The 25,874-nt window shown below is 33.9% G+C and carries 26 protein-coding genes and 1 riboswitch; of the genes, 18 read left to right on the plus strand and 8 right to left on the minus strand.

Annotated elements, in window-relative coordinates:
* Window positions 1-144: 144 nt before the first annotated feature.
* The 4 genes from ES676_RS04815 to ES676_RS04830 form a co-directional block, all read right to left on the minus strand.
* Entirely contained in the window at window positions 145-1,152 is a 1,008-nt protein-coding gene (locus tag ES676_RS04815) for an LLM class flavin-dependent oxidoreductase (RefSeq protein WP_148368918.1), read from the minus strand.
* Between the two features lie 238 nt (window positions 1,153-1,390).
* Complete coding sequence (locus tag ES676_RS04820; RefSeq protein WP_148368919.1) at window positions 1,391-2,581, minus strand: CynX/NimT family MFS transporter; 1,191 nt, start codon at window positions 2,579-2,581, stop codon at window positions 1,391-1,393.
* A gap of 725 nt (window positions 2,582-3,306) precedes the next feature.
* Window positions 3,307-5,415 carry a TonB-dependent receptor domain-containing protein gene (locus tag ES676_RS04825; protein WP_148368921.1) on the minus strand — a complete coding sequence of 703 codons (2,109 nt, stop codon included), beginning with the start codon at window positions 5,413-5,415 and terminating at the stop codon, window positions 3,307-3,309.
* Between the two features lie 83 nt (window positions 5,416-5,498).
* A complete protein-coding gene (locus tag ES676_RS04830) occupies window positions 5,499-5,846 on the minus strand; it encodes a hypothetical protein (RefSeq protein WP_148368923.1) in 348 nt (115 codons plus the stop codon).
* 355 nt (window positions 5,847-6,201) lie between these two features.
* On the opposite strand from ES676_RS04830, the gene ES676_RS04835 reads away from it, so the two are divergent.
* From ES676_RS04835 to ES676_RS04905, 15 genes are all read left to right on the plus strand, one after another.
* The gene (locus ES676_RS04835) at window positions 6,202-6,816 is read left to right on the plus strand and encodes a TetR/AcrR family transcriptional regulator (protein ID WP_148368925.1); all 615 of its coding nucleotides are present in this window, start codon (window positions 6,202-6,204) and stop codon (window positions 6,814-6,816) included.
* A 1-nt stretch (window position 6,817) separates the two neighbouring features.
* The gene (locus tag ES676_RS04840; RefSeq protein WP_148368927.1) at window positions 6,818-8,068 is read left to right on the plus strand and encodes a TolC family protein; all 1,251 of its coding nucleotides are present in this window, start codon (window positions 6,818-6,820) and stop codon (window positions 8,066-8,068) included.
* A gap of 73 nt (window positions 8,069-8,141) precedes the next feature.
* The gene (locus ES676_RS04845) at window positions 8,142-9,050 is read left to right on the plus strand and encodes an HlyD family secretion protein (protein WP_148368929.1); all 909 of its coding nucleotides are present in this window, start codon (window positions 8,142-8,144) and stop codon (window positions 9,048-9,050) included.
* Window positions 9,051-9,062: 12 nt separating this feature from the next.
* Entirely contained in the window at window positions 9,063-9,557 is a 495-nt protein-coding gene (locus ES676_RS04850; RefSeq protein ID WP_148368930.1) for a hypothetical protein, read from the plus strand.
* Window positions 9,558-9,573: 16 nt separating this feature from the next.
* Window positions 9,574-10,032 carry an OsmC family protein gene (locus ES676_RS04855; protein ID WP_148368931.1) on the plus strand — a complete coding sequence of 153 codons (459 nt, stop codon included), beginning with the start codon at window positions 9,574-9,576 and terminating at the stop codon, window positions 10,030-10,032.
* 7 nt (window positions 10,033-10,039) lie between these two features.
* On the plus strand, window positions 10,040-10,942 hold the full coding sequence (locus ES676_RS04860; protein ID WP_148368933.1) for an ABC transporter ATP-binding protein: 903 nt from the start codon (window positions 10,040-10,042) through the stop codon (window positions 10,940-10,942).
* A gap of 80 nt (window positions 10,943-11,022) precedes the next feature.
* The gene (locus ES676_RS04865) at window positions 11,023-11,754 is read left to right on the plus strand and encodes an ABC transporter ATP-binding protein (RefSeq protein WP_148368935.1); all 732 of its coding nucleotides are present in this window, start codon (window positions 11,023-11,025) and stop codon (window positions 11,752-11,754) included.
* A 181-nt stretch (window positions 11,755-11,935) separates the two neighbouring features.
* The gene (locus ES676_RS04870; protein WP_148368936.1) at window positions 11,936-13,042 is read left to right on the plus strand and encodes an ABC transporter permease; all 1,107 of its coding nucleotides are present in this window, start codon (window positions 11,936-11,938) and stop codon (window positions 13,040-13,042) included.
* A gap of 100 nt (window positions 13,043-13,142) precedes the next feature.
* Window positions 13,143-14,264, plus strand: coding sequence for an ABC transporter permease (locus tag ES676_RS04875; RefSeq protein ID WP_148368938.1), 1,122 nt, complete (start codon window positions 13,143-13,145; stop codon window positions 14,262-14,264).
* 10 nt (window positions 14,265-14,274) lie between these two features.
* Window positions 14,275-15,039, plus strand: a complete 765-nt coding sequence (locus tag ES676_RS04880; protein ID WP_148368939.1) for an LOG family protein — start codon at window positions 14,275-14,277, stop codon at window positions 15,037-15,039.
* Entirely contained in the window at window positions 15,029-15,445 is a 417-nt protein-coding gene (locus tag ES676_RS04885; protein WP_148368941.1) for a hypothetical protein, read from the plus strand. Before ES676_RS04880 ends, ES676_RS04885 begins: the two co-directional genes overlap by 11 nt.
* Window positions 15,446-15,483: 38 nt before the next feature.
* Window positions 15,484-16,062 (plus strand): cytochrome b/b6 domain-containing protein, encoded by a 579-nt coding sequence (locus ES676_RS04890; protein ID WP_148368943.1) that lies wholly within the window; start codon window positions 15,484-15,486, stop codon window positions 16,060-16,062.
* 41 nt (window positions 16,063-16,103) lie between these two features.
* Window positions 16,104-16,997 carry a hypothetical protein gene (locus ES676_RS04895; RefSeq protein ID WP_148368945.1) on the plus strand — a complete coding sequence of 298 codons (894 nt, stop codon included), beginning with the start codon at window positions 16,104-16,106 and terminating at the stop codon, window positions 16,995-16,997.
* A 13-nt stretch (window positions 16,998-17,010) separates the two neighbouring features.
* Window positions 17,011-17,850: a restriction endonuclease gene (locus ES676_RS04900; protein ID WP_148368947.1), complete on the plus strand. Its 840-nt coding sequence runs from the start codon at window positions 17,011-17,013 to the stop codon at window positions 17,848-17,850.
* A gap of 97 nt (window positions 17,851-17,947) precedes the next feature.
* On the plus strand, window positions 17,948-18,394 hold the full coding sequence (locus tag ES676_RS04905; protein WP_148368948.1) for a TlpA family protein disulfide reductase: 447 nt from the start codon (window positions 17,948-17,950) through the stop codon (window positions 18,392-18,394).
* A gap of 36 nt (window positions 18,395-18,430) precedes the next feature.
* On the opposite strand, the gene ES676_RS04910 is transcribed toward ES676_RS04905, so the two are convergent.
* From ES676_RS04910 to ES676_RS04925, 4 genes are all read right to left on the minus strand, one after another.
* Window positions 18,431-18,940, minus strand: a complete 510-nt coding sequence (locus ES676_RS04910; RefSeq protein ID WP_148368950.1) for a nucleoside deaminase — start codon at window positions 18,938-18,940, stop codon at window positions 18,431-18,433.
* 2 nt (window positions 18,941-18,942) lie between these two features.
* The gene (locus ES676_RS04915; protein WP_148368951.1) at window positions 18,943-20,166 is read right to left on the minus strand and encodes an amidohydrolase family protein; all 1,224 of its coding nucleotides are present in this window, start codon (window positions 20,164-20,166) and stop codon (window positions 18,943-18,945) included.
* A gap of 13 nt (window positions 20,167-20,179) precedes the next feature.
* Complete coding sequence (gene uraH, locus ES676_RS04920) at window positions 20,180-20,596, minus strand: hydroxyisourate hydrolase (RefSeq protein ID WP_148368952.1); 417 nt, start codon at window positions 20,594-20,596, stop codon at window positions 20,180-20,182.
* Between the two features lie 131 nt (window positions 20,597-20,727).
* The gene (locus tag ES676_RS04925; protein ID WP_148368954.1) at window positions 20,728-21,990 is read right to left on the minus strand and encodes a DUF2130 domain-containing protein; all 1,263 of its coding nucleotides are present in this window, start codon (window positions 21,988-21,990) and stop codon (window positions 20,728-20,730) included.
* Between the two features lie 212 nt (window positions 21,991-22,202).
* Between ES676_RS04925 and ES676_RS04930 the strand changes: the two genes are divergently transcribed.
* From ES676_RS04930 to ES676_RS04940, 3 genes are all read left to right on the plus strand, one after another.
* Window positions 22,203-22,637, plus strand: a complete 435-nt coding sequence (locus ES676_RS04930) for an RrF2 family transcriptional regulator (RefSeq protein ID WP_148368956.1) — start codon at window positions 22,203-22,205, stop codon at window positions 22,635-22,637.
* A gap of 68 nt (window positions 22,638-22,705) precedes the next feature.
* Complete coding sequence (locus ES676_RS04935; protein ID WP_148368958.1) at window positions 22,706-23,044, plus strand: cupin domain-containing protein; 339 nt, start codon at window positions 22,706-22,708, stop codon at window positions 23,042-23,044.
* Window positions 23,045-23,076: 32 nt separating this feature from the next.
* Window positions 23,077-25,302 (plus strand): nitric-oxide reductase large subunit, encoded by a 2,226-nt coding sequence (locus tag ES676_RS04940; RefSeq protein WP_148368959.1) that lies wholly within the window; start codon window positions 23,077-23,079, stop codon window positions 25,300-25,302.
* Window positions 25,303-25,745: 443 nt separating this feature from the next.
* A riboswitch (SAM-I-IV-variant riboswitch) is annotated at window positions 25,746-25,843 on the plus strand.
* Window positions 25,844-25,874: the final 31 nt, after the last annotated feature.

Here is a 25,874-nt window from a genome sequence, read left to right on the forward strand (position 1 = left end):
TAGGCAAAGATAATCACACTTTTATAAGGAATACCACCAATTTGAGTTGTTATTTTTTTTATTAGTGTTCTAGAAAAAAACACCTATAGAAATAGTAGGTGTTTTATGGCGTTTCGATTTTATTATAGTCCTAACTTCTATTAACTATTCATTTAATTCTTTCATTATTTCTGCAAACAATTCGTAAGAGCGAATGCGGTCTTTAATATCATAAATATTAGTAACGGCAATAAGCTCGTCGGCTTCAGTTTTAGCCATAAAGGCTTTTACTTGGCTTTTAACTGTAGCTTTACTTCCAATAAAAGAATACTTCAACATTTGATGAATCTGCGGATGCTGTAAAATTTCCTCATACTCTGCGGTCATAGCTGTTGGCGGCTGCACATAATCGCGTTTACCAGTTAATATTCCCAAAATCATACGGATCAGAGAGGTCGATAAACGATGGGCCTCTTCGTCGGTATCAGCAACTATAATATTCACACCAGCCATAACATACGGTGTTTCTAAATCGGCTGACGGCTTGAACTCTTTACGATAAATAGCGATAGCATCCCACAAATGGGTGGTTGCAAAATGACTCGCAAACGAATACGGTAATCCTTTTTTAGCCGCTAAATGTGCACTATCTGTACTCGATCCTAGAATATAAACAGGTACGTTTACGCCTTCTGCTACTGTGGCACGAACTTTAGAACTCGCGTTTTTAGTAGAAAAATACTGCTGAATCTTATCTAATTCTTTCGGAAAAGAGTGTGCTGCTTCCATAAAATCGGAGCGAATGGCTTGTGCTGTTTCCCTGTCTGTACCTGACGCTCTTCCTAGACCTAAATCAATTCGGTTGGGATATAAAGCCCCTAAAGTACCAAATTGCTCCGCAACAATTAGCGGTGAATGATTGGGTAGCATAATACCACCAGAACCTATGCGAAGTGTTTTTGTGCCTTGGGCGACATAACCAATTAATACAGAGGTGGCACTACTTGCTATATTGGGCGCATTATGATGCTCTGCCAACCAGTAGCGCGTGTAACCAAAAGTTTCTGCATTTTGCGCCAATTTTAGAGCGTTGTTATAGGTTTGTTTAAGTGTATAACCTTCAGAAACTAATGCAAGGTCTAAAATGGAATAAGCGGTATGTTGCGTTTTCATAAAAATATAATGAGTTGTAAAATTTAGGGTGGAGATCGATTAAATCGAAAAATATAAAAGACTTCCAAGGTCTATTTTATCTATTAATTACTGCTCTTTTTGACTACTAGAACACCAAAACAGAAGCCCCTTCTTAATTATTACAACAAATTTAAGGCTTTCGTTTGTTAATTTTTGCCAAGAGATCCTATAAAAAAATCAAAAATAACCGTGCGTATTTAGTCTTTAAATTAAAAGATTAAATCCTTCTGTTTTTTCCAGCAGCCACACCCATTAAAAGTTTAAAAAAGGCAAGCACTATTAATAAGATTAAAGCATAATTCCACTCTTTGGTAAGATCGTAAATAACACCAACAATAAAGGGGCCGGCTGCCGCAATAAAATAACCAATCGATTGGACAAATCCAGACAATTCGGCGGCTGTTTCAGCATCTTTAGAACGTAAAACAATAAGCAATAAAGCCAACCCAAATGTTCCACCAATCGCTATTCCTATCAACCCTGTCCATAGTTCAATCATTCCAACTCCCGGAATCATTAATCCAATTAAGGCAATGACTTCAACACCAACTAAAAAAGTAATAACTAAGCGCTGATCTTTTCTAGAACCCGCCCAAATAGGAATAAAAATAGCACCAATAATACCGGTTGCCTGAGATAAAGAAAGCATCCATCCTGAATACGATGCCTCAAATCCACGATCGATAAGTATAGCAGGTAACCACGCTAAAATAACGTAAAACGTTAAAGATTGAAGTCCCATATACAGCGCCAATTTCCAAACCAATAGCGAACCACTTAGTTTCTTCATTGCTTCTTTAAAGCTTCTGCGTGGTGGTGTGCGCTTAATGCGCTTAATATTAGGAATCCAAATAATTACAGCCATTACAGCCAACACCGCCCACACGGCAAGCGATCCTCTCCAGCCTAAGTTAAGCTCTTTTGCCAATGGAATACTTAATCCGGCCGCAAAAGCAGCACCCAAAGACATAATACCCGAGTATAAACTGGTAACTAATCCAGCTTTGTGTGGAAAGTTTCTTTTAATTAAAGCCGGAATTAACACATTTCCAAAGGCTATAGCGATTCCCAATAAAATGGTGCCCAAGTACAATTCAAAAACACTTCCTAAAGAGCGAACTATAATACCAGTCGTTAATAAAATCAGTGCACCTAAAAGCGTGTTTCCAATTCCGAACCGCTTAGTAAACAACGGTGTTATAGTTGATACAACACCAAAAGCAATTAAAGGCAAGCTTGTTAACAATCCTAGTAATGTGTCAGAAAGTCCAATATCTTGACGAATCATATCAATTAAGGGCCCAATACTAGAAAGTGCAGGTCGTAAATTTACAGCTACGAATAAAATTCCTAAAAGCAATAGCGTTCGTGAGGCTTTATTCAATCCATTTTCGTCTCGTTTTTCCATAATTTATAAACATAACAGACGTTCGTGCATCCAATTATTAGTTCGTTAACTGTCATTTACAGCCATTTCTCGTTGCTTTAAACGGTTTTAAATCTCAAGAGATAATTGCCATTAAACTTAAAAAGAAATGACGATACGTTTTTGAAACAATAGGCCCTAATACAACTAAGATTTAAAAGTAATTAGGTATAAAACGAGATGTTGGCAGAAAGCAGCAAAAGTAGTCGATTGTTTTGAGAAGAACTGAATTTTATTTCTTATTGTTTTGTGAAATTAATGCTAAAAATGAGAGCGTATTCACCATAAGAAATCACAATCTAAAGTAGTGTCGACTACACCAAGCTATTGTGCTTCCTTACTAATAAAAATTAATGTTCTTTCATAATCATTGCTACTTCAGTACACAATAAAAAATGGTGTGGATAACGGCACAGGTTTCCCGACAACTTATTACTTAAAATTTTTCTAATTGTTTCATAATAGAATTAAATAACAAACGTCTTTAGCACGTATTATTTAAGGTTTACTATTCTGTTTCACCGCCCTAAGTTCTCTAAATTGTAATCTATATTAACTATTAAACGATTTATTACAACTGTGTTTTTAGCTCGCTTAGCAGGCTCCTAGATTTCCTCAAGAATAAAATTAGAATAATTTCTAAGATCCAATCATATTTAAAAATACTAAAAAGCCCTTTTGAAAATATCAAAAGGGCTTTTTTAAAGTTAAAATGCATATTGAACAAATGCTGAAAAGTTTCTACCAGGATCATTAATAGGAACTCGTGAAAAATCTTCCTGATTTGCAAATGAGAAATTTAAATGATTATTGTACGTTTCATCAAATACATTTAAAATAGCAAGTCCTATAGTAAAATCTTGTAGCGGTTTAAAACCAATACGAAAGTCTAAGGTTTCATAACCCGATGTTTCTTGTTCATTAAAACTCGTTGCTATCTCATCTTGTGCAGACGTAATTGTGTACTTAAGATTAGCCCAATAGTTATCTTTTTCAAAATCTAAATCAAACCGCGTTATAAATGGAGGCGTTAATGGTAATGATTCATTTAAGTCTTTATTTTTGGTATATACATAAGAGATGCTACTATTAAGATTAAAATAGGAAGCAAAATTTAGTCCTAAGTTAGCTTCGAAACCCATTTTATAAGCGTTATCTAAATTTATAAAACGTTTTACTTCTTGAGGTTGCGCATTTGGCATGAACTTACGTTCTAAAGCAGGATCTATAACTGGAACAATATAGTTCTCATACAACGAATAATACCCCGAGAATCCATAACTAAGTGCATCAATTCCTTCGGTAAACGTCTTTATGCCTTTAATTCCAATTTCAAACTGGTTATTAACCTCTGCATCGAGGTAAGGATTTCCCACGTACTCATAGGAATCTTGACCTACTGTAAAGTGATTTATGTAACGTTCTATCATATTCGCAGAGCGCACACCACGACCATAAGCTATTTCTAAATTTACGTAGTCTGAAATGTTGTGTTTAACAGATACTGTTGCCGAAATATTACGCTCTTCTCTCTGTTCCAAATTTGAATAAAGCTCTTGAAAATCAATCTCAGGATCTTGAATATCTGAAACCACAAGGTCATATCTAACTCCCGCAGTAAGCATTGTTTTATCTGTAATTGCATATTTGTTCTCTGCAAACACTCCAAAATCATTAACAGAAGCATCTTGCCACACCTTATCATTATACATAATAGGTTCTGGCAATTCCATTCCCATACCATTTCGTTTTATAAGTCTCGTTCTTCCTCCATCTCTAGAAATAAGCAGTGCATCTACCCCACTATAAAGCGTCCACTTCTCTGTAGGTTTCATCTGTAATTCTATTTTACCACCTTTTGTGGTGGCTTCAATTTGAGATACAGCGTCTGTCATTTTATAGGAAGGCCTGTTTGTATTAGACATAATGTGGTCTACATAAGAATAATAGGCTTTTGCATTAACCTCTTTTATAAAACCAGTTAAGTCTGAAAGCTTATAATCTAAAGATAAAATAGAGCTATTGTCTTCATCAGTATCCATAGGCAGTCCTGCGTGCAAAACATCACGTCCAAAGGATTGTCTCCAATGCGCTTGAAGTCTCTGGTTGTCTTTAATAGTGTATCCTAGTCGTAAACCGTAATCTATACTTCTAAATGCCGAAGGAATTTCTGTGCCGTCACCATCCTTATAGTTTCCAAAGTCGCGATATCCTGCATTTGCAACAATATCGTATGTATCGGTTATTTGATGAAGCTTGACTGAGGACACTAACGAATTTCCGTTAGATTCGTAACCAGAATTTACACTACCGTGTAGACCCGAATCCATGGCCTGAGGTTTCTGGGTAACCAAATTAATAACACCTCCAAAGGTTGCGCCATAGCGTACTGTATAAGGCCCTTTAATCACTTCTATTCTTTCTATCTCTTCCGGAATGACGTGCGTAGTAATAGGATCCATCCGATTAGGACAAGCGTGCACCGCTTTTGTTCCGCCATCAAATTGAATGTTTAATTGTTCATATTGAGATGCCCTAAATGAAGGATCTATCGCATAATTTCCACGCTTAATTAATGAGAAACCATTAAAATCTTTAAACAAATCTGCTACATTTTTAGGTTGTACCACCTTTTTTGTAAGATTTGTTTTTACGGTGGTAAGCACGGGGTCTGTATTACCCCTACCCGTAACTATAGCTGTATTTAATTCTATAGGTTTTGTTTCAGTTGAATCTTGCGTTTTTGTTGTTAATTCTTGTGCAAATAAAGACACAGGTAATAGTGCGCATAAAAGCGCTATTCTTTTTATTTTCATTGTATATTTTTCAAAATTATTCCACAGTGATAAAGAGAAAATAGCAAACAGCTTTTCCTCTAACTCTTAAAATTAAAGTGTAATTATACTTGTGGGGGATGAAAAATCGAATAGAAAAGTGTTGATTTATACAGTATGTTGTACTGGAAATTCTCTCGCTTTACAACGGGATATAAAGGTGCTTCGTTTAGGGTTAGTTCTGTTTGACAAAACACTAATTGATCCCACTTTAAATTAGGTAAGGTTTGTTTTTCTTGAGCCGAGTTATTTGCTGTAATTTCATTTAAATAGCACTTACCATTACATTTTAGTTCTGGCCTGTCTTTATTTTCGCAAAGTTCTTCAACGAAGCTTTCTATATCTAAAGCATACCACCCGTAAACAATAGATGTTTTAAAACTATTGTTTAAAAGCAAGAGGGATAATATCATCGTGACAAGAAGCTTCATAAGGCAAAAATAACCTCTTTTATGCAATTTGAAAGTGACTTATGTCACCTATCATTCAATCTTTTAAAGATATTTTCTTTTCCATCCCTTAAGTCATAAAAGATAGTATACCCAATGAGCTTATTATTAGTATTATATGTTAAATATAATTTATATAGTGAATTTCTCTATTGTTTGTATTGGTAACACAGAATATTAAATTATATACTTAATAAGCCAGTGGTCAACTTTTTTTGACTGTTTTTTTTACAAATTAGATAAATAGTGGAAAAGATAACAGCGTTTTAATTATTTAAGGTATATTTGTTAACCAAATGGTTAAACCGCATAGATGCAAATGGCTAAATCAAAAGACAAAAATACAGAAGAGCAAATACTTATTGCTGCAAAAAGCGTATTCCAATCTAAAGGTATGAATGGCGCGCGTATGCAAGAAATAGCAGACAATGCTGGAATAAACAAAGCGATGCTTCATTATTATTACAGAAGTAAACAATTACTTTTTGAGGCCGTTTTTAACCACGCATTTTCACTATTGGCACCGCAACTTAATGCCATTTTAAACGATGACGCTTCCATTGAAGAAAAGATTAAGAACTTCACTTTAAATTACACAACGTTTATGATGAAGCACCCTTATTTACCAAATTTTATTATTCAGGAATTAAATAGAAACGAAGATTTTATTGAAAAATTAAAGGAAAATACAGGCTTTCCTAATCTAGAAAAATTCAAAATAAATGTACAGGAAGAAATTAATCAAGGACTTATAAAGCCTATAGATGCCGACCAACTGTTTGTTAACATTATCGCGTTAAATATTTTTCCTTTTTTGGGGAAACCATTAATCAAAGCGCTTACAAATAAGGATGAAAAATCGTATAAAACATTCGTAGAAAGTCGTAAAAGTGACGTCGCTAATTTTATAATTAATTCAATAAAAAACACATAAAATGAAACGTTTCATCATCATTTTAATAGGATTATTTACTGCTTCTGTTTTCGGGCAACATACCATTACACTTCAAGAATGTTATGAATTAGCAATAAAAAATCATCCTTTAGCACAACAAACAGCACTGTTAGAGACACAAAGCAAATTAGATGCCGCTGTTATTTCTACAGCAAAATTACCTCAAATTAATCTTGATGCTCAAGCGACCTATCAATCGGATGTGATTGAAGTTCCCATTCCAAATTCGACAATAGAAGCGTTGAATAAAGACCAATATCGCGCTACTTTATCTGTAAACCAGCTCATCTATAATGGCGGAATTACCAAGGCCGCATTGCAATTAAAATCGGCGGAACTTAAAACGAAGCAAAAACAAGTTGAAGTTCATTTATATCAGTTAAAACAACAAATTAATCAACTCTATTTTTCTGTATTATTAGCCCAAGAATCTGAGTTATTACTAAACTCGAAACAATCACTAATACAGGCAAAGCTTCACGAAGTGCGTTCTGGAATACAGTATGGACTAATTTTACCCTCTTCGGATAACGTTTTACAAGCTGAATTATTAAAAATTGATCAACAATTTCAAGAATTACGAAGCAATAAATCTGTTTTAGTTGAAACGTTATCACAACTCATAAAAAAATCTTTAACCGGTTCTACTCTATTTAAAAAACCATTGCTAGAAACCCAACTAAAAACTAATCTTACGCGACCAGAGTTAGAATGGTTTCAATTTAGAAAAGAGGAAATTAAAAATTCTGAAAAATTAATAGCCTCTCAAAACGCCCCTAAATTACTTGGTTTTGCAACTGGTGGCTATGGAAATCCGGGTTTAAATATGCTAGACAATTCATTTCAAACATTTTACACCGTTGGAATTAAATTAAGTTGGAATGTCTTCGACTGGAATTCTAATAAAAAGCAGCAACAATCTTTAGCAATTAATAACGAGATTATAGAATCAGAAGCTAAAAACTTCATTTTAAATACTAGTATTGAATTAAATAAATACGATTACGAAATCGGTAAAATTGAAGGTTTTATTGTATCAGATCTAGAGATTATTACCCTTAGAAAAGAAGTGCTTAAGTCGGCAGATTCACAACTTAAAAATGGTGTGATTACCTCTTCGGCCTATGTCACAGAGTTGACCAATTTATACGAAGATGAAAACAATTTAATTCAGCATAAAACACAATTACAATTGGCAAAAGCAAATTACAACGTTATAAAAGGACACTAAAATTAAGATCACTCAGATCTCGCAGAAAAATAAAATAATTAAACAAACCTGATGGAAATAAAAATACAAACAAATGAAAACAAATAGTAAACATATAGGATTTATCATTCTCATTTCTAGCTTAATGTCCTGTGGAAACGACAATGGGAAGGCGGATGGTTACGGTAATTTTGAAGCAACAGAAATAACGATTTCTGCCGAAAACAACGGGAAACTGATGCAATTTGATATCACGGAAGGTGACCAACTTACTAAAGGCCAATTTATAGGGTACATTGATACTATTCCACTCGCTTTAAAACGCGAACAATTAGAAGTTTCTAAAGCTGTTATTAGTTCAAAATCTAAAGGCGTTTTGTCTCAAATTAATGTATTAAATGCTAAGTTAAAAACAGCAAATACTAACAAAAAACGAGCAGAAAACCTCATTGAAGATAACGCAGGAACTCAAAAACAATTAGATGATGTAACTGGAGAAATGGATGTTATTAAAAGCCAGATTAGAAGTGTAGAAATTCAAAATGCGCCTGTTGTTAACGAATTAAAATCTATAGATGTTCAGTTAAAACAAATTGACGATCAAATCCAAAAAAGTAAAATTACCAACCCAATAGCCGGAACAGTTTTAACTAAGTACGCCGAGCCGCATGAGATTACAGCTTTTGGAAAACCACTTTATAAAATAGCCAATTTAAAGACAATGCAATTGCGCGTATATATAAGCGAAACGCAATTAGCCACTATAAAAATCGGAGCAAACGTTGCTGTAAAAATAGATGCGGCAAATGCTATGAAATCCTACACAGGAACTGTGAGTTGGATTGCTTCGGAAGCAGAATTCACTCCTAAAATAATTCAAACTAAAGAAGAACGCGTGGCCTTAGTATATGCAGCTAAAATAGATGTTGCCAATGATGGTAGTATAAAAATAGGAATGCCTGCAGAACTATGGCTAGATAACGCGAGTATTAATAATAAATAAAAATCAAAAACAATGAAACATTTTATTTTTACTATGAGTCTATTGGCTATAGTTAGTTGCAAAGACAGTAAAACCGTTGATGAAAACCTAAAAACAGAGGCTATAGAGCAGACTGTTGAAGCGACAAACGACCATAACGACCACGAAATGACTAACGCATATGCCGAGGCTTGGAGCAATGACATTGAGTTAAATAACGGCAATAAATGGCAAGCTAATTTTGAAACCAATGATGGTGTAGAGCGAATGAAAGAAAGTATTAAAACACAATCTACTAATTCCTTAGAAGACTATAAAACATTAGCAAAACAACTCAGTGACGACAAAAATTACGTTGTAAAAAATTGTACAATGACCGGTGCTTCTCACGATAATCTACACATTTGGCTTTTGCCTTTAATGGCAAAGATTGACGCACTTTCTGAAGCTAAAACCACTAAAGAAGCTTCGCAATTAAAACACAGTATTGAGCAAAATGTAAATGCCTATAACACCTATTTTCAATAATTATTAAAAAAACACTATGGAACAACATAGCTATAACGTTACGATCACTTGGACAGAAGACCGAAAAGGACTGATATGCTCACCAGAGCTTCTTAATACTGAAACCAAGGATAAAAAATGTATAGAAGTGGCAACACCTCCAGAATTCCCAGGAGGTATGCCTAATATTTGGTCGCCAGAGCATTTGTTTACGGCAGCTGTGAGTAGTTGTTTAATGACAACTTTTTTAGCGATTGCTGATTTTTCGAAATTAGAATACGTTAGTTTTAAATGTAATTCGAAAGGTATTCTAGAAAAAGTAGATGGTAAGCTTGTAATAAGCGAAGTATTACTATTCCCAGAGGTTGTCATTACAGACGCGTCAAAACGCGATCGCACAGAACGTATTGTAGAAAAAGCAGAAAAAGCGTGCCTAATTTCAAATTCCATTACAGCTAAAGTGACTATGGAAACTAAAATAATCATCCAAAATTAAAAAAAAAGTGGGCATTTCCGTCAACCATATTAGTAAATCTTATAAAAATGTAAAAGCCTTGCAGGATATTTCTTTTGATGTAAAACCGAGCGAGCTTTTTGGACTTATTGGTCCAGATGGTGCTGGTAAAACAACGTTGTTTAGGGTTTTAACAACACTTTTAATAGCTAATGAAGGCACAGCGACCGTCGCAGGTTTTGATGTGGTTACAGATTACAAAAAAATTAGAAGCAATGTGGGCTATATGCCCGGTAAATTTTCACTCTATCAAGATTTAACCGTTGAAGAAAACTTGCATTTTTTTGCGACTATTTTTGGAACTACTATTGAAGAAAATTACGATTTAATAAAAGATATTTATGTCCAGATTGAACCTTTTAAAAATCGAAGAGCAGGGAAATTATCAGGAGGAATGAAACAAAAACTGGCGTTATGCTGTGCATTAATTCATAAACCTAAAGTATTGTTTTTAGATGAGCCCACTACAGGCGTAGATCCTGTGTCTAGAAAGGAATTCTGGGAAATGTTAAAACGCCTACAACAAAAAGACATCACTATTTTGGTATCTACACCTTATATGGACGAAGCTGCTTTATGTGATAGAATTGCACTGATTCAAGAGGGGCAAATTCTGGAGATTGATACCCCTGAAGCGATTGTAAAACACTATCCCAAACAGATTTATAATGTACGTGCCAATAATATGTATCAGCTTATTAAAAGTTTAAATGACTATGAATACAACCATAGCGTATACCCTTTTGGCGAGTTTATACATTACACAGATAAACGTAAAGATTTTAATCCGGACCAATTACTGGTGTTTTTAAAATCAAATCAACTATCAAATATAGAAATTACTGAAACAGTAGCCACTATTGAAGATACCTTTATGGAATTGGCAAAATAACCTGCAAGGATTCAAAAACTTGTGGATATAGAAAAAAAGAGATAAATTATTAAGATTCCCCCCTTTCGTAGGAAATGAATATGGAAAAAAACAATAAGGTCATACAAGTCGAAGGATTAACTAAACTTTTCGGAGATTTTGCTGCGGTAAATGCTATTACATTCGACGTTGAGAAAGGCGAGATTTTTGGATTCTTGGGTGCCAATGGTGCAGGGAAAACCACAGCTATGAAAATGCTAATTGGTATTTCTAACCCTACGTCTGGCAAGGCCAAAGTTGCGGGTTTTGATGTCTTTACACAAGCCGAAGATATCAAAAAGAATATTGGTTATATGAGTCAGAAATTTGCATTATATGACGATTTAACCGTTAGGGAAAATATAACATTCTTTGGAGGTATTTATGGATTATCTAGAAAACGGATTAAAGAAAAATCGACCGTTTTAATTAATGAATTAGGGCTTGAAAAAGTTGCCAACACATTGGTTGGGGCTTTACCATTAGGCTGGAAACAGAAATTATCTTTTTCTGTGTCTCTACTTCACGATCCTAAAATTGTGTTTTTAGATGAACCTACGGGAGGTGTAGATCCAATTACCAGGCGACAGTTTTGGGAAATGATTTACAAAGCAGCCAACCAGGGTATTACTGTATTTGTAACGACCCATTATATGGACGAAGCCGAATATTGCGATCGCGTTTCTATAATGGTTAATGGTAAAATAGAAGCTTTAGATACACCTAAGAAGCTTAAAGAACAATTTAATGCTAAAAATATGAACGATGTGTTTTTAAAATTAGCACGTGGATGAGAAAAACACCTCACAGATTTAGATGATGCACGTGGAAAAACACCACTATTAAGTGTGGTTCTCAAAAAATTCTGCGCTAGTCTGCGAGATCCGCGGGAAACAAAAGGGATTTAGAAGAAATAGAAGGGGTTATAAACAAAAAAAAACTGCGGGTAACACCGAAATCCGCAGACAATAAAATATGAAAAGATTTATAGGCTTTGTAAAAAAGGAGTTCTACCACATTTTTAGGGATAAACGCTCATTGTTTATACTCTTTGGAATGCCGATTGCACAAATTATGCTATTTGGGTTTGCGATTACCAACGAAATCAATAATGTAGATATTGCTATTTTAGACCATTCCAAAGATGCCACTACTACCGAAATAATTAATAAAATTTCAGCCTCAAAATATTTCAGTATCAAACAAATGGTAAATAGTGAAGCTGATATTGCTTCGGTTTTTAAAAAAGGACAAGTGAAAGCTGTTCTAACTTTTGAAAAAGAGTTTAGTAAAAACCTAATTAAAGACCACAAAGCAACGGTTCAGATTATTACCGATGCTACAGACCCAAATACAGCAAATACTATAAGTAATTATGTTAATGCTATTCTTCAAAAGTATCAAAAAGAATTAAACAAAGACCTTACTATTACTTATCAGATTGTGCCAAAAACACGTATGGTTTATAATCCAGAATTAAAAGGTGTTTATATGTTTGTTCCTGGTGTAATGACTATTATACTTATGTTAGTTTCTGCTATGATGACTTCTATTTCCATTACTAGGGAAAAGGAATTAGGGACTATGGAAATTCTTTTGGTATCGCCAATAAAACCATTGCAAGTTATTATAGGAAAAGTATTTCCCTATATATTTTTATCGGTAATAAATGCAGTTGTAATAGTTATGCTTAGCATCTTTATCTTTAATATGCCAGTGCAAGGAAGTTTCATTTTACTAGGTTTTGAAAGTGTTCTATTTATAATTAGCGCTTTAGCATTAGGTATCTTAATTTCAACCATCTCGGCAACACAACAAACAGCAATGATGATTTCTTTAATGGGCTTGATGCTTCCCGTAATTTTATTATCAGGGTTTATTTTTCCAATTTCAAGTATGCCAATGCCACTTCAAGTCATCAGTAATATTATTCCTGCTAAATGGTTTATCATTATTGTAAAAGGCATTATGCTTAAAGGTGTAGGACTACAAATTATATGGAAAGAAACTTTAATATTATTGGGAATGACGGTGTTTTTTATTGCACTAAGTGTAAAAAAATATAAAATTAGATTAGAGTAAGAAATAAACAATAGAGATTAGAAAAAAGACAGAACAGCGCTAAAGCATCTAAATGCTCTGCTCTATTTTCTTTTTTTAACCCCTTTATTCTTTTAAAAATATGAAAACAATACTATACATCATACAAAAAGAGTTTAAGCAAATCTTTAGAAATAAAGGGATGCTTCCTATCATTTTTGTTTTACCACTACTCCAACTCGTTATTTTATCTAACGCCGCTACTTTTGAAGTAAAAAACATAAAATTTGGTTATATTGATAACGACCATACAACGACATCAAGAGCATTAATAGAGAAATTTAATGCTTCGACCTATTTTGATGTATTAACAGATTTTTCGTCTGAAGGATTTGCCAAATCAGCAATGCTAAAAGGAGAAATAGATGTTGTTTTAGATATTCCAAACTATTTTGAACGCGATTTGCAAAAGGAAAAACACAATAGTTTAGGTATTACTATTAATGCTATAGATGGTGCGGCAGCTGGTGTAGAAAATATATATGTAAATGAGATAGTACAAAACTTTAATCAACATTTAAAAGTTGATTTATTACCCCTTTCAAATCAACAAATACAGCCAATTAACATTGACACTATTCCTTTATTCTGGTATAACGAAACCTTAAATTATAAAACATTTATGGTACCTGGTATTCTCGTGTTATTGGTTTCTATGATTACCTTATTTCTGTCTGGAATGAATATTGTCCGAGAAAAAGAAATAGGGACTTTAGAGCAAATCAATGTAACTCCAATTAAAAAAAGCCAATTTATAATTGGGAAACTTTTTCCGTTTTGGGTAATAGGAATGGGTCTATTAACCGTTGGATTACTATTAGCTAGATTAATATTCAATGTGCCTATGCTTGGCAGTTTGGTACTTATGTATTTATACACCTCTATTTATATATTAGTAATCTTAGGAATTGGATTATTCATTTCAAATTTTACAGATACCCAACAACAAGCGATGTTTATAGCTTGGTTTTTTGTTGTTATTTTTATTTTAATGAGTGGTTTGTTCACGCCTATAGAAAGTATGCCTGGATGGGCTCAAATGGTTACAGAATTCAATCCCATAAAGTATTATGTTGAAGTGATGCGTATGGTAATGCTTAAAGGTTCTGGATTTACAGATATTCTTCCCCAGCTAATAAAAACAGTGCTATACGCAATTGTAATGAATGGTTTAGCGGTCTGGAGTTATAAAAAAACCAACTAAAACATAGGAAATGAACGTTGATAAAAGAATAAAACTGTCTAAAGAAGAATCCTTATTTGTTAGAGGGCCATTATCTCGTTATAGGGAATTTATTTTTGCTTTTAAAGTCTTTTTTAGTTTTCTAAAAGCCTTTAGAAGAATGCACTTTATAGGGCCTTGCGTTACTGTATTTGGCTCTGCACGATTTACAAAAGATTATGACCATTATAAAAATGCCGAAAAAATTGGTGCTTCTTTAGCAAAAACAGGTTTTACGGTAATGACAGGTGGTGGCCCGGGTATTATGGAAGCTGCCAATAAAGGGGCTTTTGAAGCGGGTGGATATTCTGTTGGCTGCAATATTATTCTACCCTTCGAGCAAAAACCAAATCCTTATCTTCATAAATGGATTAACATCCCCTATTTCTTTTTACGCAAAGTCATTCTTATAAAATATTCTTATGCTTTTGTTGTAATGCCGGGAGGAATTGGCACTTTAGATGAATTGTTTGAAGCGCTAACATTAATTCAAACGAAAGTAATTCAGAATTTTCCAGTTGTTATTTTCGATTCAGAATACCACAAGGAATTGTGTCAGCATATTCAAGTAATGGCAAAAAATGAAAGCATCAGCCCAGAAGATATGGAACTACTTTTTGTAACCGATTCTGTGGAGGATTTAATTACACATATTAAAACCCATTCCATTAAAAAATTCGGATTAGTTAAAAAACAGGACAAACCAAAATGGTGGCTGGGTGAATTCACTAATAAAACGGTATCAAATGAAAGTTAAAAATAGTATAAACACTATAAGTGCTATTATTTTAGCGCTGTTTGCATTGCTTACTATATTTTTAAGTAGCGCTGTTATTTTTGATTGGTTTGGTATTAGAGCCAAAGAAGGAAACTACGTTTTGTTTATAGTTTGGGCAAATTTTATTTGTAGCATCTTATACCTATTTTCCGCTTATGGGTTTATAACAAAAGCGAAGTGGACTTTTTCGATGTTAATCGCTCCTTTGGTTATTTTAATTGTTGCTTTCATTGTGTTGCAGTTCTATATTAACAGTGGGGGTGTTTATGAAACAAAAACAGTAAAAGCATTGATTTTTAGAATATTGGTAACGTTAACTTTTTCACTTGTGGCCTTTTTCAATATAAAAAATAGCAGTTTAAAACGAAAACAAAAGTATAATTAGTAAACAAAGTTAATCATTAGAATAAAAAAACAAACAGTATGGAAAACACAAAGTATTCAAAAGTATATAGAATTATTCATTGGTCGATAGCCGTTTCATTTATGCTATTACTAATTACGATTTTTTTGCGACTAACGTGGATGAATAAATATAACGTGGCTGCTATTATTCAGGATTATTTGATTGGTACTGGGCAGAGCCTATCAGAAGACCAACTTATTACTTTAGCAAAAAAGATAAGGCAACCTATGTGGGATTGGCATATTTATATTGGTTATCTATTAGTCGGATTATTTAGTATTCGTTTCATACTTCCCGCCTTTGGAACTATGAAATTCCAAAACCCATTTGGTAAAAACCTATCTACAAAAATGAAATTTCAGAAATGGACATATATCCTATTTTATGTGTGTGTCATCATTTCACTTATTACAGGACTAATTATAGAATTAGGTCCAAAGGACTATAAAAAACCGATGGAAGAAATCCACGTACTTGGTATTTACTACCTAATTGCATTTATAACAATCCATCTAGCCGGTGTATTAATAGCAGAATTTACAGAACAAAAAGGAATTATTTCAAGAATAGTAAGTGGCGCGAAGAATAAAGATTAAAAGCTTGAAAGCACCATCAAAATAGAAATGAGGCATACACAATGAAAGTAAAATCTTACATATTATTTTTGTATTTATGTGTTACGCATTTCGCTTTTTCGCAAAAAGAGGTGAATGCCTCGCCACAGCTTGATTTGTTCAAAATAGCTTTAATTAATCAAACCGATAGCTATATAACCTTCCCAACGGATATTGGGAATATTGAACCTTTACTGTTTGAAGCCAACGTTAATCCGTCATTTGTTATTAGAGAACGAAAAGATTCCAAACTAATGGCGGTGTTAACACCGCAAATTACCATTAGGATGTATAACGAAAATTCGTATCCTGTGCGTACACCAAGTTATATTCCGCAGATTTCATTGTATTATCTCGCTAATAAAAAGGAAGCACTTAATTACTTGATTTTATTTAGTAAAATAGCACATCACTCCAACGGTCAAGATGGTGATTTTTATAATGATGATAACACAATAAACCTACAGTCGGGAAATTTTGCGACTAATTTTTTTGAACTTGGTGTTCTTAAAACGTCATATAGTAAAACGCTTAAAGCCATTAAAACCATAAAAAGTTCCATTGAAATTCATCCAAAAAGCTGGATAAATCAAGAAATGAAAGGCAAATATAGTGGCGTAAGATGGCATAATTCATTTACATCGTTTAAATTACCTCTAAATACAGAAAATAACGCAAGAGCTAATTTTTCATTGAAGGCTGAAACGACATTAATGCTAGATAATTATAATGATTTAGATGTTTTAGATTTAGAGAGAGTAAACGCAAGTCTTACTTTTTATTATCATCCAAAATTTTTAGATGATATAGGTTTGTTTATTCAGTTTTATCACGGAATGGATTATTATAATATTTATTTTGAACGTCAACTCTCCATTATTCGATTTGGTATAATGACGGAAATTCTAAGATTTTAAACACTAAAATAGTATGGAAAAAGAAATTTATATTAAGAAAAGTAACGGTGAGATAGAACTTTTTTTATTTGAAAAATTAAAACAATCACTCCAATCTACTGGAGCATCTAAAGCAGCCATTAGCACTATTATAAATAGAATTAAAACCGATATTTACGATGGAATATCTTCTGATGAAATATATAAGAAAGCCTTTGTTTTATTAAAAAAACACAACAAAATTTCTGCGTCGCGATACAGTTTAAAACGGGCTATTTTCGATTTAGGCCCAACAGGTTATCCTTTTGAGAGATTAGTTGGTGCGTTGTTAAAAGAAAAAGGATATAAAACCAAAGTAGGTGTTATTATAAAAGGTAGATGTGTAACTCACGAAATTGATGTACTGGCCGAGAAAGATGAAAACGTATATGCGATAGAATGTAAATTTCATTCTGATGCTAAAGCGGCTAGTAATGTGAAAATACCATTATATATTAATTCCAGATTTTTAGATATTCAAGAACAATGGAATTCAAATTCAAACAATAAAACCTATTTAAAACAAGGGTGGCTAGTAACTAATACTAGATTTACATCAGATGCGATAAATTATGGAAAATGTGTGGGATTAACCTTGTTAAGTTGGGATTATCCAGAGAATAATGGGTTAAAAGCAAATATAGACACATTAGCTTTATACCCTGTAACCACTTTAACAACCTTAACTAAGAGAGAAAAACATCAACTTATAGAAAAAAATATTGTGTTAGTTAAAGAATTAGCTAAGGCAACGGAGATAATGAAGTCTATTGGAATCTCAGACCATAAAATAAAACGTGTTTTAACTGAAGTGAATGAGTTATGTCAATTTTAATTTTTAATGACTTATAGAAACACTCCCAATGGGAAAACATAAAAGTTTACCATTTTCAAACTAAATTTATAAACATTAAAAAAACGAAATACTTAAAATGATTAACACTATAAAGTCCATACTAGTTAAAGATTTAGAAGGCGTTGCTGTCGATTTAATGGCCAAATATAAAGACCAAGTGTTGCTATTTATTATTTATAATAATGATTGTTTGGGTTGTACTGGGCGAGCGATTCCTTTGGCGTATGAGTTTCAACAGAAATACCCTTCGATTCAAGTGGCGGGCATTCATTCGGACTTTGTAAACCGAGAAGGAACCAAAGCTTCAATTAAAAGTATTTTTACAAGTGGAGAGAATCCGTTTCCTATTTATATAGACGAGCATCACAAAGTTTACGATCAGTTCACTGCTGAAGGCACACCACAATGGCTATTAATTTCCAAAAAAGGCGAGCTGTTTCGTTCTATTTTTGGGTCTCAAGATAATGCGCAGAACAGATTATACTATGCGTTAGAAAGCCTTATTAAAGATAATGATAAATAATAGTTGTTGCAGACTTTTAAAGATAGTGCCTGTTTTCTATTCACTATTATAGCGTTTATGCAATGCCTTAATAGCTTCTAACACAACACCACTCCCTGGCCCCTTAATGTCTATGTGTTTTATAATTTCTCGACTTGCCACAAAGTGAATTGGCGCTTCATTGGCTCCAAATTCTTGTAACCACTCTCCTAATTGTTCTGCTGAACTAAGGTAAACCAATGGACCTATTTCCGCCCAGCCATGCGCAGCCGCACACATGGGGCAATGTTCTCCAGTGGTGTACATCGTCGTGCTTTTACGCTCTTCCGTACTCAAGTTTTCTAACGCCCAATATGCTAATTCTATTTCAGGGTGTGACAATACATTTTCAGCATTAACTTTATTTCTTGCTGTGGCAATGATTTCATTTTTTGCATTTACCAAAATAGAACCAAAAGGCTCATCACCTGCATTTAAAGCGTCTTCGGCAAGTGCTACACAAATCTCTAAATACTTATAGTCTTTAAAGGATAATTCGGAAATAGTGTCTGTCTCTTCAGTTTTCATAATTAAGGAAAATTAATTGTGGCTTGGGTGTTAGAAAATGTTTGGATACCATTTTTAAAACCCGCTAAAGGTTGCGCAATCGTACGAATAACATCAATAGCGGTTACAGCTTCTAAAACAACAAAATTCGCTGGTGAGCCTAATTTAATTTCAGTTTGTTTTGAAAGTAATTTTGCAGCGTTTTTAGTGATCATATTATACACCTCTTGGATCGCAGAGTCTTTAGACAATTGTGCAATATTAGCGTACATATTCGCCATTCTAACTAGGGAAGCATCACCATAAGGCGTAAAGGCATTAAGGATATTATTGCTAGAAATAGTTGTGGTAATCCCTTTTTCACTTAAGGCATTTGCATTTACCATTCCCCGTGGTATTAACGATTCGTAGTCACGGCCGTTTAAAAAAACATCTGTTGCAGGCAAAACGGTTAATGCAATATCAGCCTCTTTTAAAAGCATTGCCATTTCTAGACGCTGCGTTCTGGGCATTGCAGACAATTTGGTAACGTGACCAATAGACACGCGCCCTTCATAGTTTCTGTTTTTAGTTTCTTCAGCTATTTTTGGGATACTAGAATTGTTAGGATCCAAGTCGAAATCCAAATGAAAATCGACATTTACGTCAAATTCTTCCGCTAAATCAAAAATTATTTCAATATGTTCATAGGGGTTTTCATCTTTATAAGGGCAGCCTCCAACCAAATCGGCTCCATTTTGTAAAGCTTTTCTCAGCAAACGCTGGGTTTGCTTTTCTGTGGTTAATCCTTCCTGTGCAAATGCACAAATTTCCATATCGATAGCAAAAGCGTATCGTTTTCTTACTCTTTTAATAGCTTCAAAAGCACGTAATTCTGTTTTTGGGTCCGTTTCTACAAAAGTTCGTAATCCCATCGTTCCTTTCTTAATGGCCATTTCAACCACGCGACTCGCTCTTTCAAAGACATCTTCTTCAGTAAACTCTTTTTTTGCGTTTCCAGTTTCTGAAACCGCCTCCGCTAATGTCCCTTCCGCAATCGTACAACGCTCTAAGATACATGCTTTATCTAAATGAATATGACTCTCGTAAAAACCAGAACACACAAAATGATCATTAGCATCGTAAATTATTTCTGCGTCACTATTAATAATCGCCTCTATACAAGTAATTATTCCGTTTGTAACACCAATAGAAACCAGCGTCTCATAACCTTCAATTCTTGCGTTTTTAATCAATAAATCTAACATATATTATAAAGATTTAATTTCCGCGGTACGTTGAATACCCATAAGCAGATAACGTAATTGGAACGTGATAATGAGTATTTTCCTTAATGTCGAAAACGACTTCTATAAACGGATAAAAAGATTCTTTGCCATTTTTTTTAAAGTAATCGGCCGTTAAAAAAGTAAACCGGTATACACCATTATTTTCGTTTTCTAAAGGCAAGAAATCATTTATTCTACCTTTTTCTGAAGTTTCTTTTTGCCCGATAAACTCCCATTTTTTTGTTTCGGTGTTCATTTTTTCTAACTTAATAGAAACATTGGCTGCCGGAAGTCCTTCTGAAACGTCTAATATATGAGTTGATAATTGGTATTGCTTTTGTTGCGCACAAGAGAAATTGGTCACCGCTAAAAACACAATAACCAGAATGGAAGATTTAAATAGTTTCATTTTGTTCTACTTTTTTATTAAACACGAAAATAAAAATACTACATCAAGTTCAATTAGCTCCTGAATTAGCTATAAATCTTAGTTAAAGTGTATTCTAACTAAACATTCTTTTTGTCTTAAACTACCTACTACTAAGTGTCTAACTCTAAAGTCTCGTCATACAATTCCAACGATTTAATAGTACCCACGGCGCTTCCGGCAATACCTTTTATAGACGCGTGCATATCGATGGTGTTAGCCGTGACTTTTTCAATTTGCTTTTCGCGTTCTTTCCAAAGACGCCCCATCGCGCGTTTTTCTTTATCTAGAGCCGTTTTCATCGATGTAAATCCTTCAACAATCGCTTCAATTTGCATTTTAAACTGATTGCTGGTTAAATAATCGTACAGCATATGCATTTTATCACCTTTATTTTCCTGACTGCTAATTGCCAAATTAACTTTTACAATCGATTCGCGTAACACGTTACAAAGACCTTTAAACTCATCGTAATTACAAATCCAAATACCATCTCTTAATCCCATTCGGTCCATATCCGACGGCATTACTTCAGTAACTAATACACCAATATTCGCCCCTTTTTCTCGAATATCATTTTTGAATTTTTCAATCCAAGTCGGCTGAAAATCCTTTGTGCGCTTACTTTCGTAATAAATTTTACCGCAGTTTTGCTCGGTGCGCGTATTTACAATCTGTATACAATCGCCGCCACGTGCTCCTTTTTTAATCTCCTCAATTGTATCTAAAGGAAATCTTGCCGCTAACCACTCTTCAATTGCTAATTCCTGAACCTCCCCTTGCAACTGCATCGAGCCTTGCTCCTGCTTGCGCTTCATTTCTTCAGTCAGTTTTTTTTGATCTTCCAACTGCTTTTGCATTTCTTTAAAACGCAATTCGTTTTTGTCTTCTTCGGCTTTTCTTATTTTTTCCTTTTCAGAAATTAAAGTGGCATTGAGGTTTTTCTGCGCTTCCGCTTCCGCTGCTTCTTTTAATTCGCCTTTTTCACGTTTTAATTTTTCAATTTCGGCTTTCGATCTATTTAACTCTTTTACCTGCTCAGATTTTTCGTTTAATTCCGTTTGAAGAGCTTTAAATTGCTCAGATTGTTCTTCAGTTAATTTAGACTTTATCTTGTGTTCAAGAATTTTGCTTCTTTCCTTCATCTGAAGTTCTAAACGCTCTTGAAATATTTCGTTTTCTTGTTTTTTCTTTTGCTCGAAACGTAGTTTTTCTTCCTTCAGCTTTACCTCTTGCGCTTCGTACTTCTTTTTTTCTAAAGCAATTTCAGATTGGTATTTTTGTTTTATTTCTTCTTCTAATTGGTGCGATAAAATATCTTGAACATCTATCGAGGTGCCACAATTTGGACATTTTATTTGGGTTTCGTTAATCATAGGTTGTATTTCTTAAAACTAATAACAATACCAGAAGGTACGTCTTACTGATATCAAAACTATAGGAAACAGTGCTAAATGACAACTTAAAAACACTTTAAATTATGAAGGAGTTTAATTATTAAAATTTTATGCCCTTTTTACTAAAAATAATAAAAGATATCATTGTCTTTTATGTTTTTTGATTTACTTTTGCAGTCTAAATAATAATTATGTTTTCAAAATCTTGTGAATACGGACTGCGAGCGACTATTTTTATAGGCCAGCAATCGCATTTAGGAACAAAAGTGAGTTTAACTACTATTTCTGAAGCTATAGATTCTCCACAAGCTTTTACAGCTAAAATATTACAACAGCTAACTAAAAACAATATAGTGAACTCTATTAAAGGGCCACACGGTGGATTTTTTATCGAAACTGAAGCAATGAAAACATTAAATTTAAGTGCTATAGTAGAGGTTTTAGACGGCGATTCTATTTACACCGGTTGCGGTTTAGGACTTAAGCAATGCAACGATAAGAAACCTTGCCCACTACACTTTAAGTTTGTAGCCATAAGAGAAGAACTTAAAAATATGTTGCAAAACACGACGCTTTTAATGTTAGTGAATGATATGGAATTAGATATCTTCCACTTAAAAACATAACCTATTTAAGCTTATAAAGGATAAAAAGACCTTTTTATATAACAATTAATAATTCAATCCCAATATTTATGAAAACAGCATCAATAACAGACCAATTGGTCTACAACACTGATAAACCTGCCATTAGCGTGCTTCTCGACACCGATCACTCTAAAGAAATTAGAATCGTCATGCGCAAAGGACAAACAATGAAAGAGCACAAAGCGCCCGCACCTATTGTTGTCGCCATTTTTCAAGGTGCAATAGACTTCGGTGTAAAAGGCGAAAAACTATCACTTAAAAAAGGAGATTTAATTGCCCTAGAAGCTAATGTACCTCACGATTTAAACTGCACTGAAGATTGTATTATACGCCTATCCTTGTCTAAAAATGACAGCGTAGATCGCGTAAAAAGTGTTGTAAACTAACTACCCCCCAAAAAAACTAAATATAAAAAACCATGAGAAAAATATGGATCGCTTTTATAAGCGTTGTCGTACTGTCATTTATAGTATTAATATGGATTGGTACCGAGGTGTACCAAACACAACCTCCCATTCCAGAACAAGTAATAATTAAAGAAACTAACGAACGCGTTTACACCAAAGCCGATATACAAATCGGACAGAATGTATGGGAATCGATCGGTGGTATGGAAGTGGGCTCTATTTGGGGACACGGAAGTTACGTTGCTCCAGACTGGACAGCCGATTGGATACATAAAGAAGCCGTTTATATGCTAGAGCATTGGGCGCAAACCGATTTTAATACTGCTTACAACGATTTAGATGTCGAGAAAAAAGCGGCCATTAAAGCCCGCTTAATTAAAGACATTAAAACTAATACGTTTAATGCCGACACTAAAACCATTACCATTTCGCAAATTCGTTGGGATGCGATTTCAGCAAACATAAAACATTATAGTTCTATTTTTTCTGATGGTCACGAACAATACGCCATTCCAAAAGGCGCATTAACCGACAAAGTGAAGCTTGAACAACTAAATGCATTCTTATTTTGGACCTCTTGGGCGGCAAGTACAAACCGACCAGAAAAGGATTATACGTATACGTCTAACTGGCCACACGAACCGTTAATTGATAACCTAATTACAGACGATTCGTTAATCTGGTCTGGATTATCTATCGTTTTATTGTTACTATTTATTGGGATGTTGACCTACTATTATTTAAGAAACCATGAAAAAGGTGAAGTTTTAGAAAAACCAAATAGCGATCCCTTAGCGAAATTGCAATTGGTATCGTCTCAAAAAGCAGTATTAAAGTACTTTATTGTTATTTCTTTACTTATCGCTTTACAAGTTGTCTTAGGTATTATAACCGTGCATTACACCGTTGAAGGTCAGGCGTTTTTTGGTTTCGACTTATCTAGTATTTTGCCCTATTCAATCACACGTACATGGCACACACAATTAGCTATTTTTTGGATTGCCGCAACATGGTTAGCGACAGGATTATTTTTAGCTCCTATGATTTCTGGTAAAGAAATGAAATACCAAGTATTTGGTATTAACTTCCTGTTTATTGCCTTAATAATTATCGTTTTAGGCTCTATGCTTGGCGAATGGCTTGGTGTACACCAATTCTTAGATTTAACGACCAACTTTTTCTTTGGTCACCAAGGATATGAGTATATGGATTTAGGACGTTTTTGGCAAATATTTCTAGCAATAGGCCTCGTTTTATGGGTTATTATGGTCAGCAGACACCTAATATTTGCTATTAGAAAAAATGACGAGTCCAAGCACTTAATTATCATTTTATTAATCTCTGTTATGGCGATTGGTATGTTCTTTTTCTCCGGCTTAATGTATGGCGAAAACAGTAGTTTACCCGTTATTAATTACTGGAGATGGTGGCTAGTTCACTTATGGGTAGAAGGTTTCTTCGAAGTTTTTGCGACGGTAGTTATCGCTTTTATTTTTTCTAGAATGAAAGTTATTTCCCCTAAAACTGCTGGTCGCGTATCGGTAGCATCGGCAGCGATATTTTTAGCAGGTGGAATTATAGGAACACTACACCATTTATACTATTCAGGAACTCCTGTACAAGCCATCGCTTTAGGAGCCACATTTAGTGCTTTGGAAGTGGTACCATTAACTTTAATGGGCTTCGAAATTAGAGAAAATTGGAATTTATTAAAAAGTAAAGATTGGATTCAGAAATACAAATGGCCCATATTTTTCTTTATCGCTGTAGCATTCTGGAATTTCATCGGGGCTGGTGTATTCGGTTTTTTAATTAATCCGCCAATTGCATTGTACTATATTCAAGGTTTAAATACTACTGCAGTGCACGCTCACACCGCTTTATTCGGGGTGTACGGAATGTTAGGAATGGGTTTCATTATTATCTGTCTTCGTTTTTATTCAGATCGCGTGTGGCAAAACACTAAACTTAAGCGTGCCTTTTGGTTACTAAATATCGGGTTGACAGCAATGGTTTTGTTTAGTTTATTACCCATAGGAATCATTCAGGCGTATACGTCTATCACCAAAGGATACTCGTATGCTAGAGAAGCCGAATTACTCTATTCTCCAGTGGTTCAAACCCTTAAATGGATGCGTATGATTGGTGATATCATTTTCTCTGCCGGAATCTTCTATTTCTGTTGGTTCACGATTGATGAAACCTTATACAATTTCCGAAGAAAAAATATAGAATAGTTTTTAACAATTAAAGAGTTTTTTAAGAGGTCGACATAGTTATGTCGACCTCTTTTTTTTTACTTTTATATTAATGACACGATTAAAAACAGATTCGTTTTTTAAATAGTTAAAATTTAGTCTTGCGTCTTTTATGAGACAATACTGTTTCTTTTTCTATTGTTTTCTGCGGAATAGCTCTAGTTTCAATGGTCGTAAATTATTTTTTTTCAACTTTAACCCCTCTTCAAGTTTTCTTCACCCTAATGCTATTACTGACTGAAAATCAATTCATTATTATAAATTCACCCGAAACAGTACACTTTTATATTTTTATTTTATTTGATGATTGCCTGTGTTTATAACTGTTTTAAGCTCTCAAATTTCAGTTACACGTTTAAAATCTTTCTAAAAAATAACAAAGCTTTAAGTTTTAGTAATCAAAAATGATTTAGTTTTGTGCACTTAATTATCAAGAATCTCAAAAAGAGATAGCAACCTGCAGTAACGAGCAAGGTGCTACAAATGATAAGCCAAATACTTTGGAAAAAACGTTAACTCAATTCCCCTTTATTTGCTGTTATTTTATTATT

The organism is Bizionia saleffrena, assembly GCF_008086175.1.
GTDB lineage: Bacteria > Bacteroidota > Bacteroidia > Flavobacteriales > Flavobacteriaceae > Bizionia > Bizionia saleffrena.

Coding starts and splice junctions, on each gene's coding strand:
- ES676_RS04815 (WP_148368918.1), bottom strand. CDS start 1,152: ATGAAAACGCAACATACCGCTTATTCCATTTTAGACCTTGCATTAGTT.
- ES676_RS04820 (WP_148368919.1), bottom strand. CDS start 2,581: ATGGAAAAACGAGACGAAAATGGATTGAATAAAGCCTCACGAACGCTA.
- ES676_RS04825 (WP_148368921.1), bottom strand. CDS start 5,415: ATGAAAATAAAAAGAATAGCGCTTTTATGCGCACTATTACCTGTGTCT.
- ES676_RS04830 (WP_148368923.1), bottom strand. CDS start 5,846: ATGATATTATCCCTCTTGCTTTTAAACAATAGTTTTAAAACATCTATT.
- ES676_RS04835 (WP_148368925.1), top strand. CDS start 6,202: ATGGCTAAATCAAAAGACAAAAATACAGAAGAGCAAATACTTATTGCT.
- ES676_RS04840 (WP_148368927.1), top strand. CDS start 6,818: ATGAAACGTTTCATCATCATTTTAATAGGATTATTTACTGCTTCTGTT.
- ES676_RS04845 (WP_148368929.1), top strand. CDS start 8,142: ATGAAAACAAATAGTAAACATATAGGATTTATCATTCTCATTTCTAGC.
- ES676_RS04850 (WP_148368930.1), top strand. CDS start 9,063: ATGAAACATTTTATTTTTACTATGAGTCTATTGGCTATAGTTAGTTGC.
- ES676_RS04855 (WP_148368931.1), top strand. CDS start 9,574: ATGGAACAACATAGCTATAACGTTACGATCACTTGGACAGAAGACCGA.
- ES676_RS04865 (WP_148368935.1), top strand. CDS start 11,023: ATGGAAAAAAACAATAAGGTCATACAAGTCGAAGGATTAACTAAACTT.
- ES676_RS04870 (WP_148368936.1), top strand. CDS start 11,936: ATGAAAAGATTTATAGGCTTTGTAAAAAAGGAGTTCTACCACATTTTT.
- ES676_RS04875 (WP_148368938.1), top strand. CDS start 13,143: ATGAAAACAATACTATACATCATACAAAAAGAGTTTAAGCAAATCTTT.
- ES676_RS04880 (WP_148368939.1), top strand. CDS start 14,275: ATGAACGTTGATAAAAGAATAAAACTGTCTAAAGAAGAATCCTTATTT.
- ES676_RS04885 (WP_148368941.1), top strand. CDS start 15,029: ATGAAAGTTAAAAATAGTATAAACACTATAAGTGCTATTATTTTAGCG.
- ES676_RS04890 (WP_148368943.1), top strand. CDS start 15,484: ATGGAAAACACAAAGTATTCAAAAGTATATAGAATTATTCATTGGTCG.
- ES676_RS04895 (WP_148368945.1), top strand. CDS start 16,104: ATGAAAGTAAAATCTTACATATTATTTTTGTATTTATGTGTTACGCAT.
- ES676_RS04900 (WP_148368947.1), top strand. CDS start 17,011: ATGGAAAAAGAAATTTATATTAAGAAAAGTAACGGTGAGATAGAACTT.
- ES676_RS04905 (WP_148368948.1), top strand. CDS start 17,948: ATGATTAACACTATAAAGTCCATACTAGTTAAAGATTTAGAAGGCGTT.
- ES676_RS04910 (WP_148368950.1), bottom strand. CDS start 18,940: ATGAAAACTGAAGAGACAGACACTATTTCCGAATTATCCTTTAAAGAC.
- ES676_RS04915 (WP_148368951.1), bottom strand. CDS start 20,166: ATGTTAGATTTATTGATTAAAAACGCAAGAATTGAAGGTTATGAGACG.
- uraH (WP_148368952.1), bottom strand. CDS start 20,596: ATGAAACTATTTAAATCTTCCATTCTGGTTATTGTGTTTTTAGCGGTG.
- ES676_RS04925 (WP_148368954.1), bottom strand. CDS start 21,990: ATGATTAACGAAACCCAAATAAAATGTCCAAATTGTGGCACCTCGATA.
- ES676_RS04930 (WP_148368956.1), top strand. CDS start 22,203: ATGTTTTCAAAATCTTGTGAATACGGACTGCGAGCGACTATTTTTATA.
- ES676_RS04935 (WP_148368958.1), top strand. CDS start 22,706: ATGAAAACAGCATCAATAACAGACCAATTGGTCTACAACACTGATAAA.
- ES676_RS04940 (WP_148368959.1), top strand. CDS start 23,077: ATGAGAAAAATATGGATCGCTTTTATAAGCGTTGTCGTACTGTCATTT.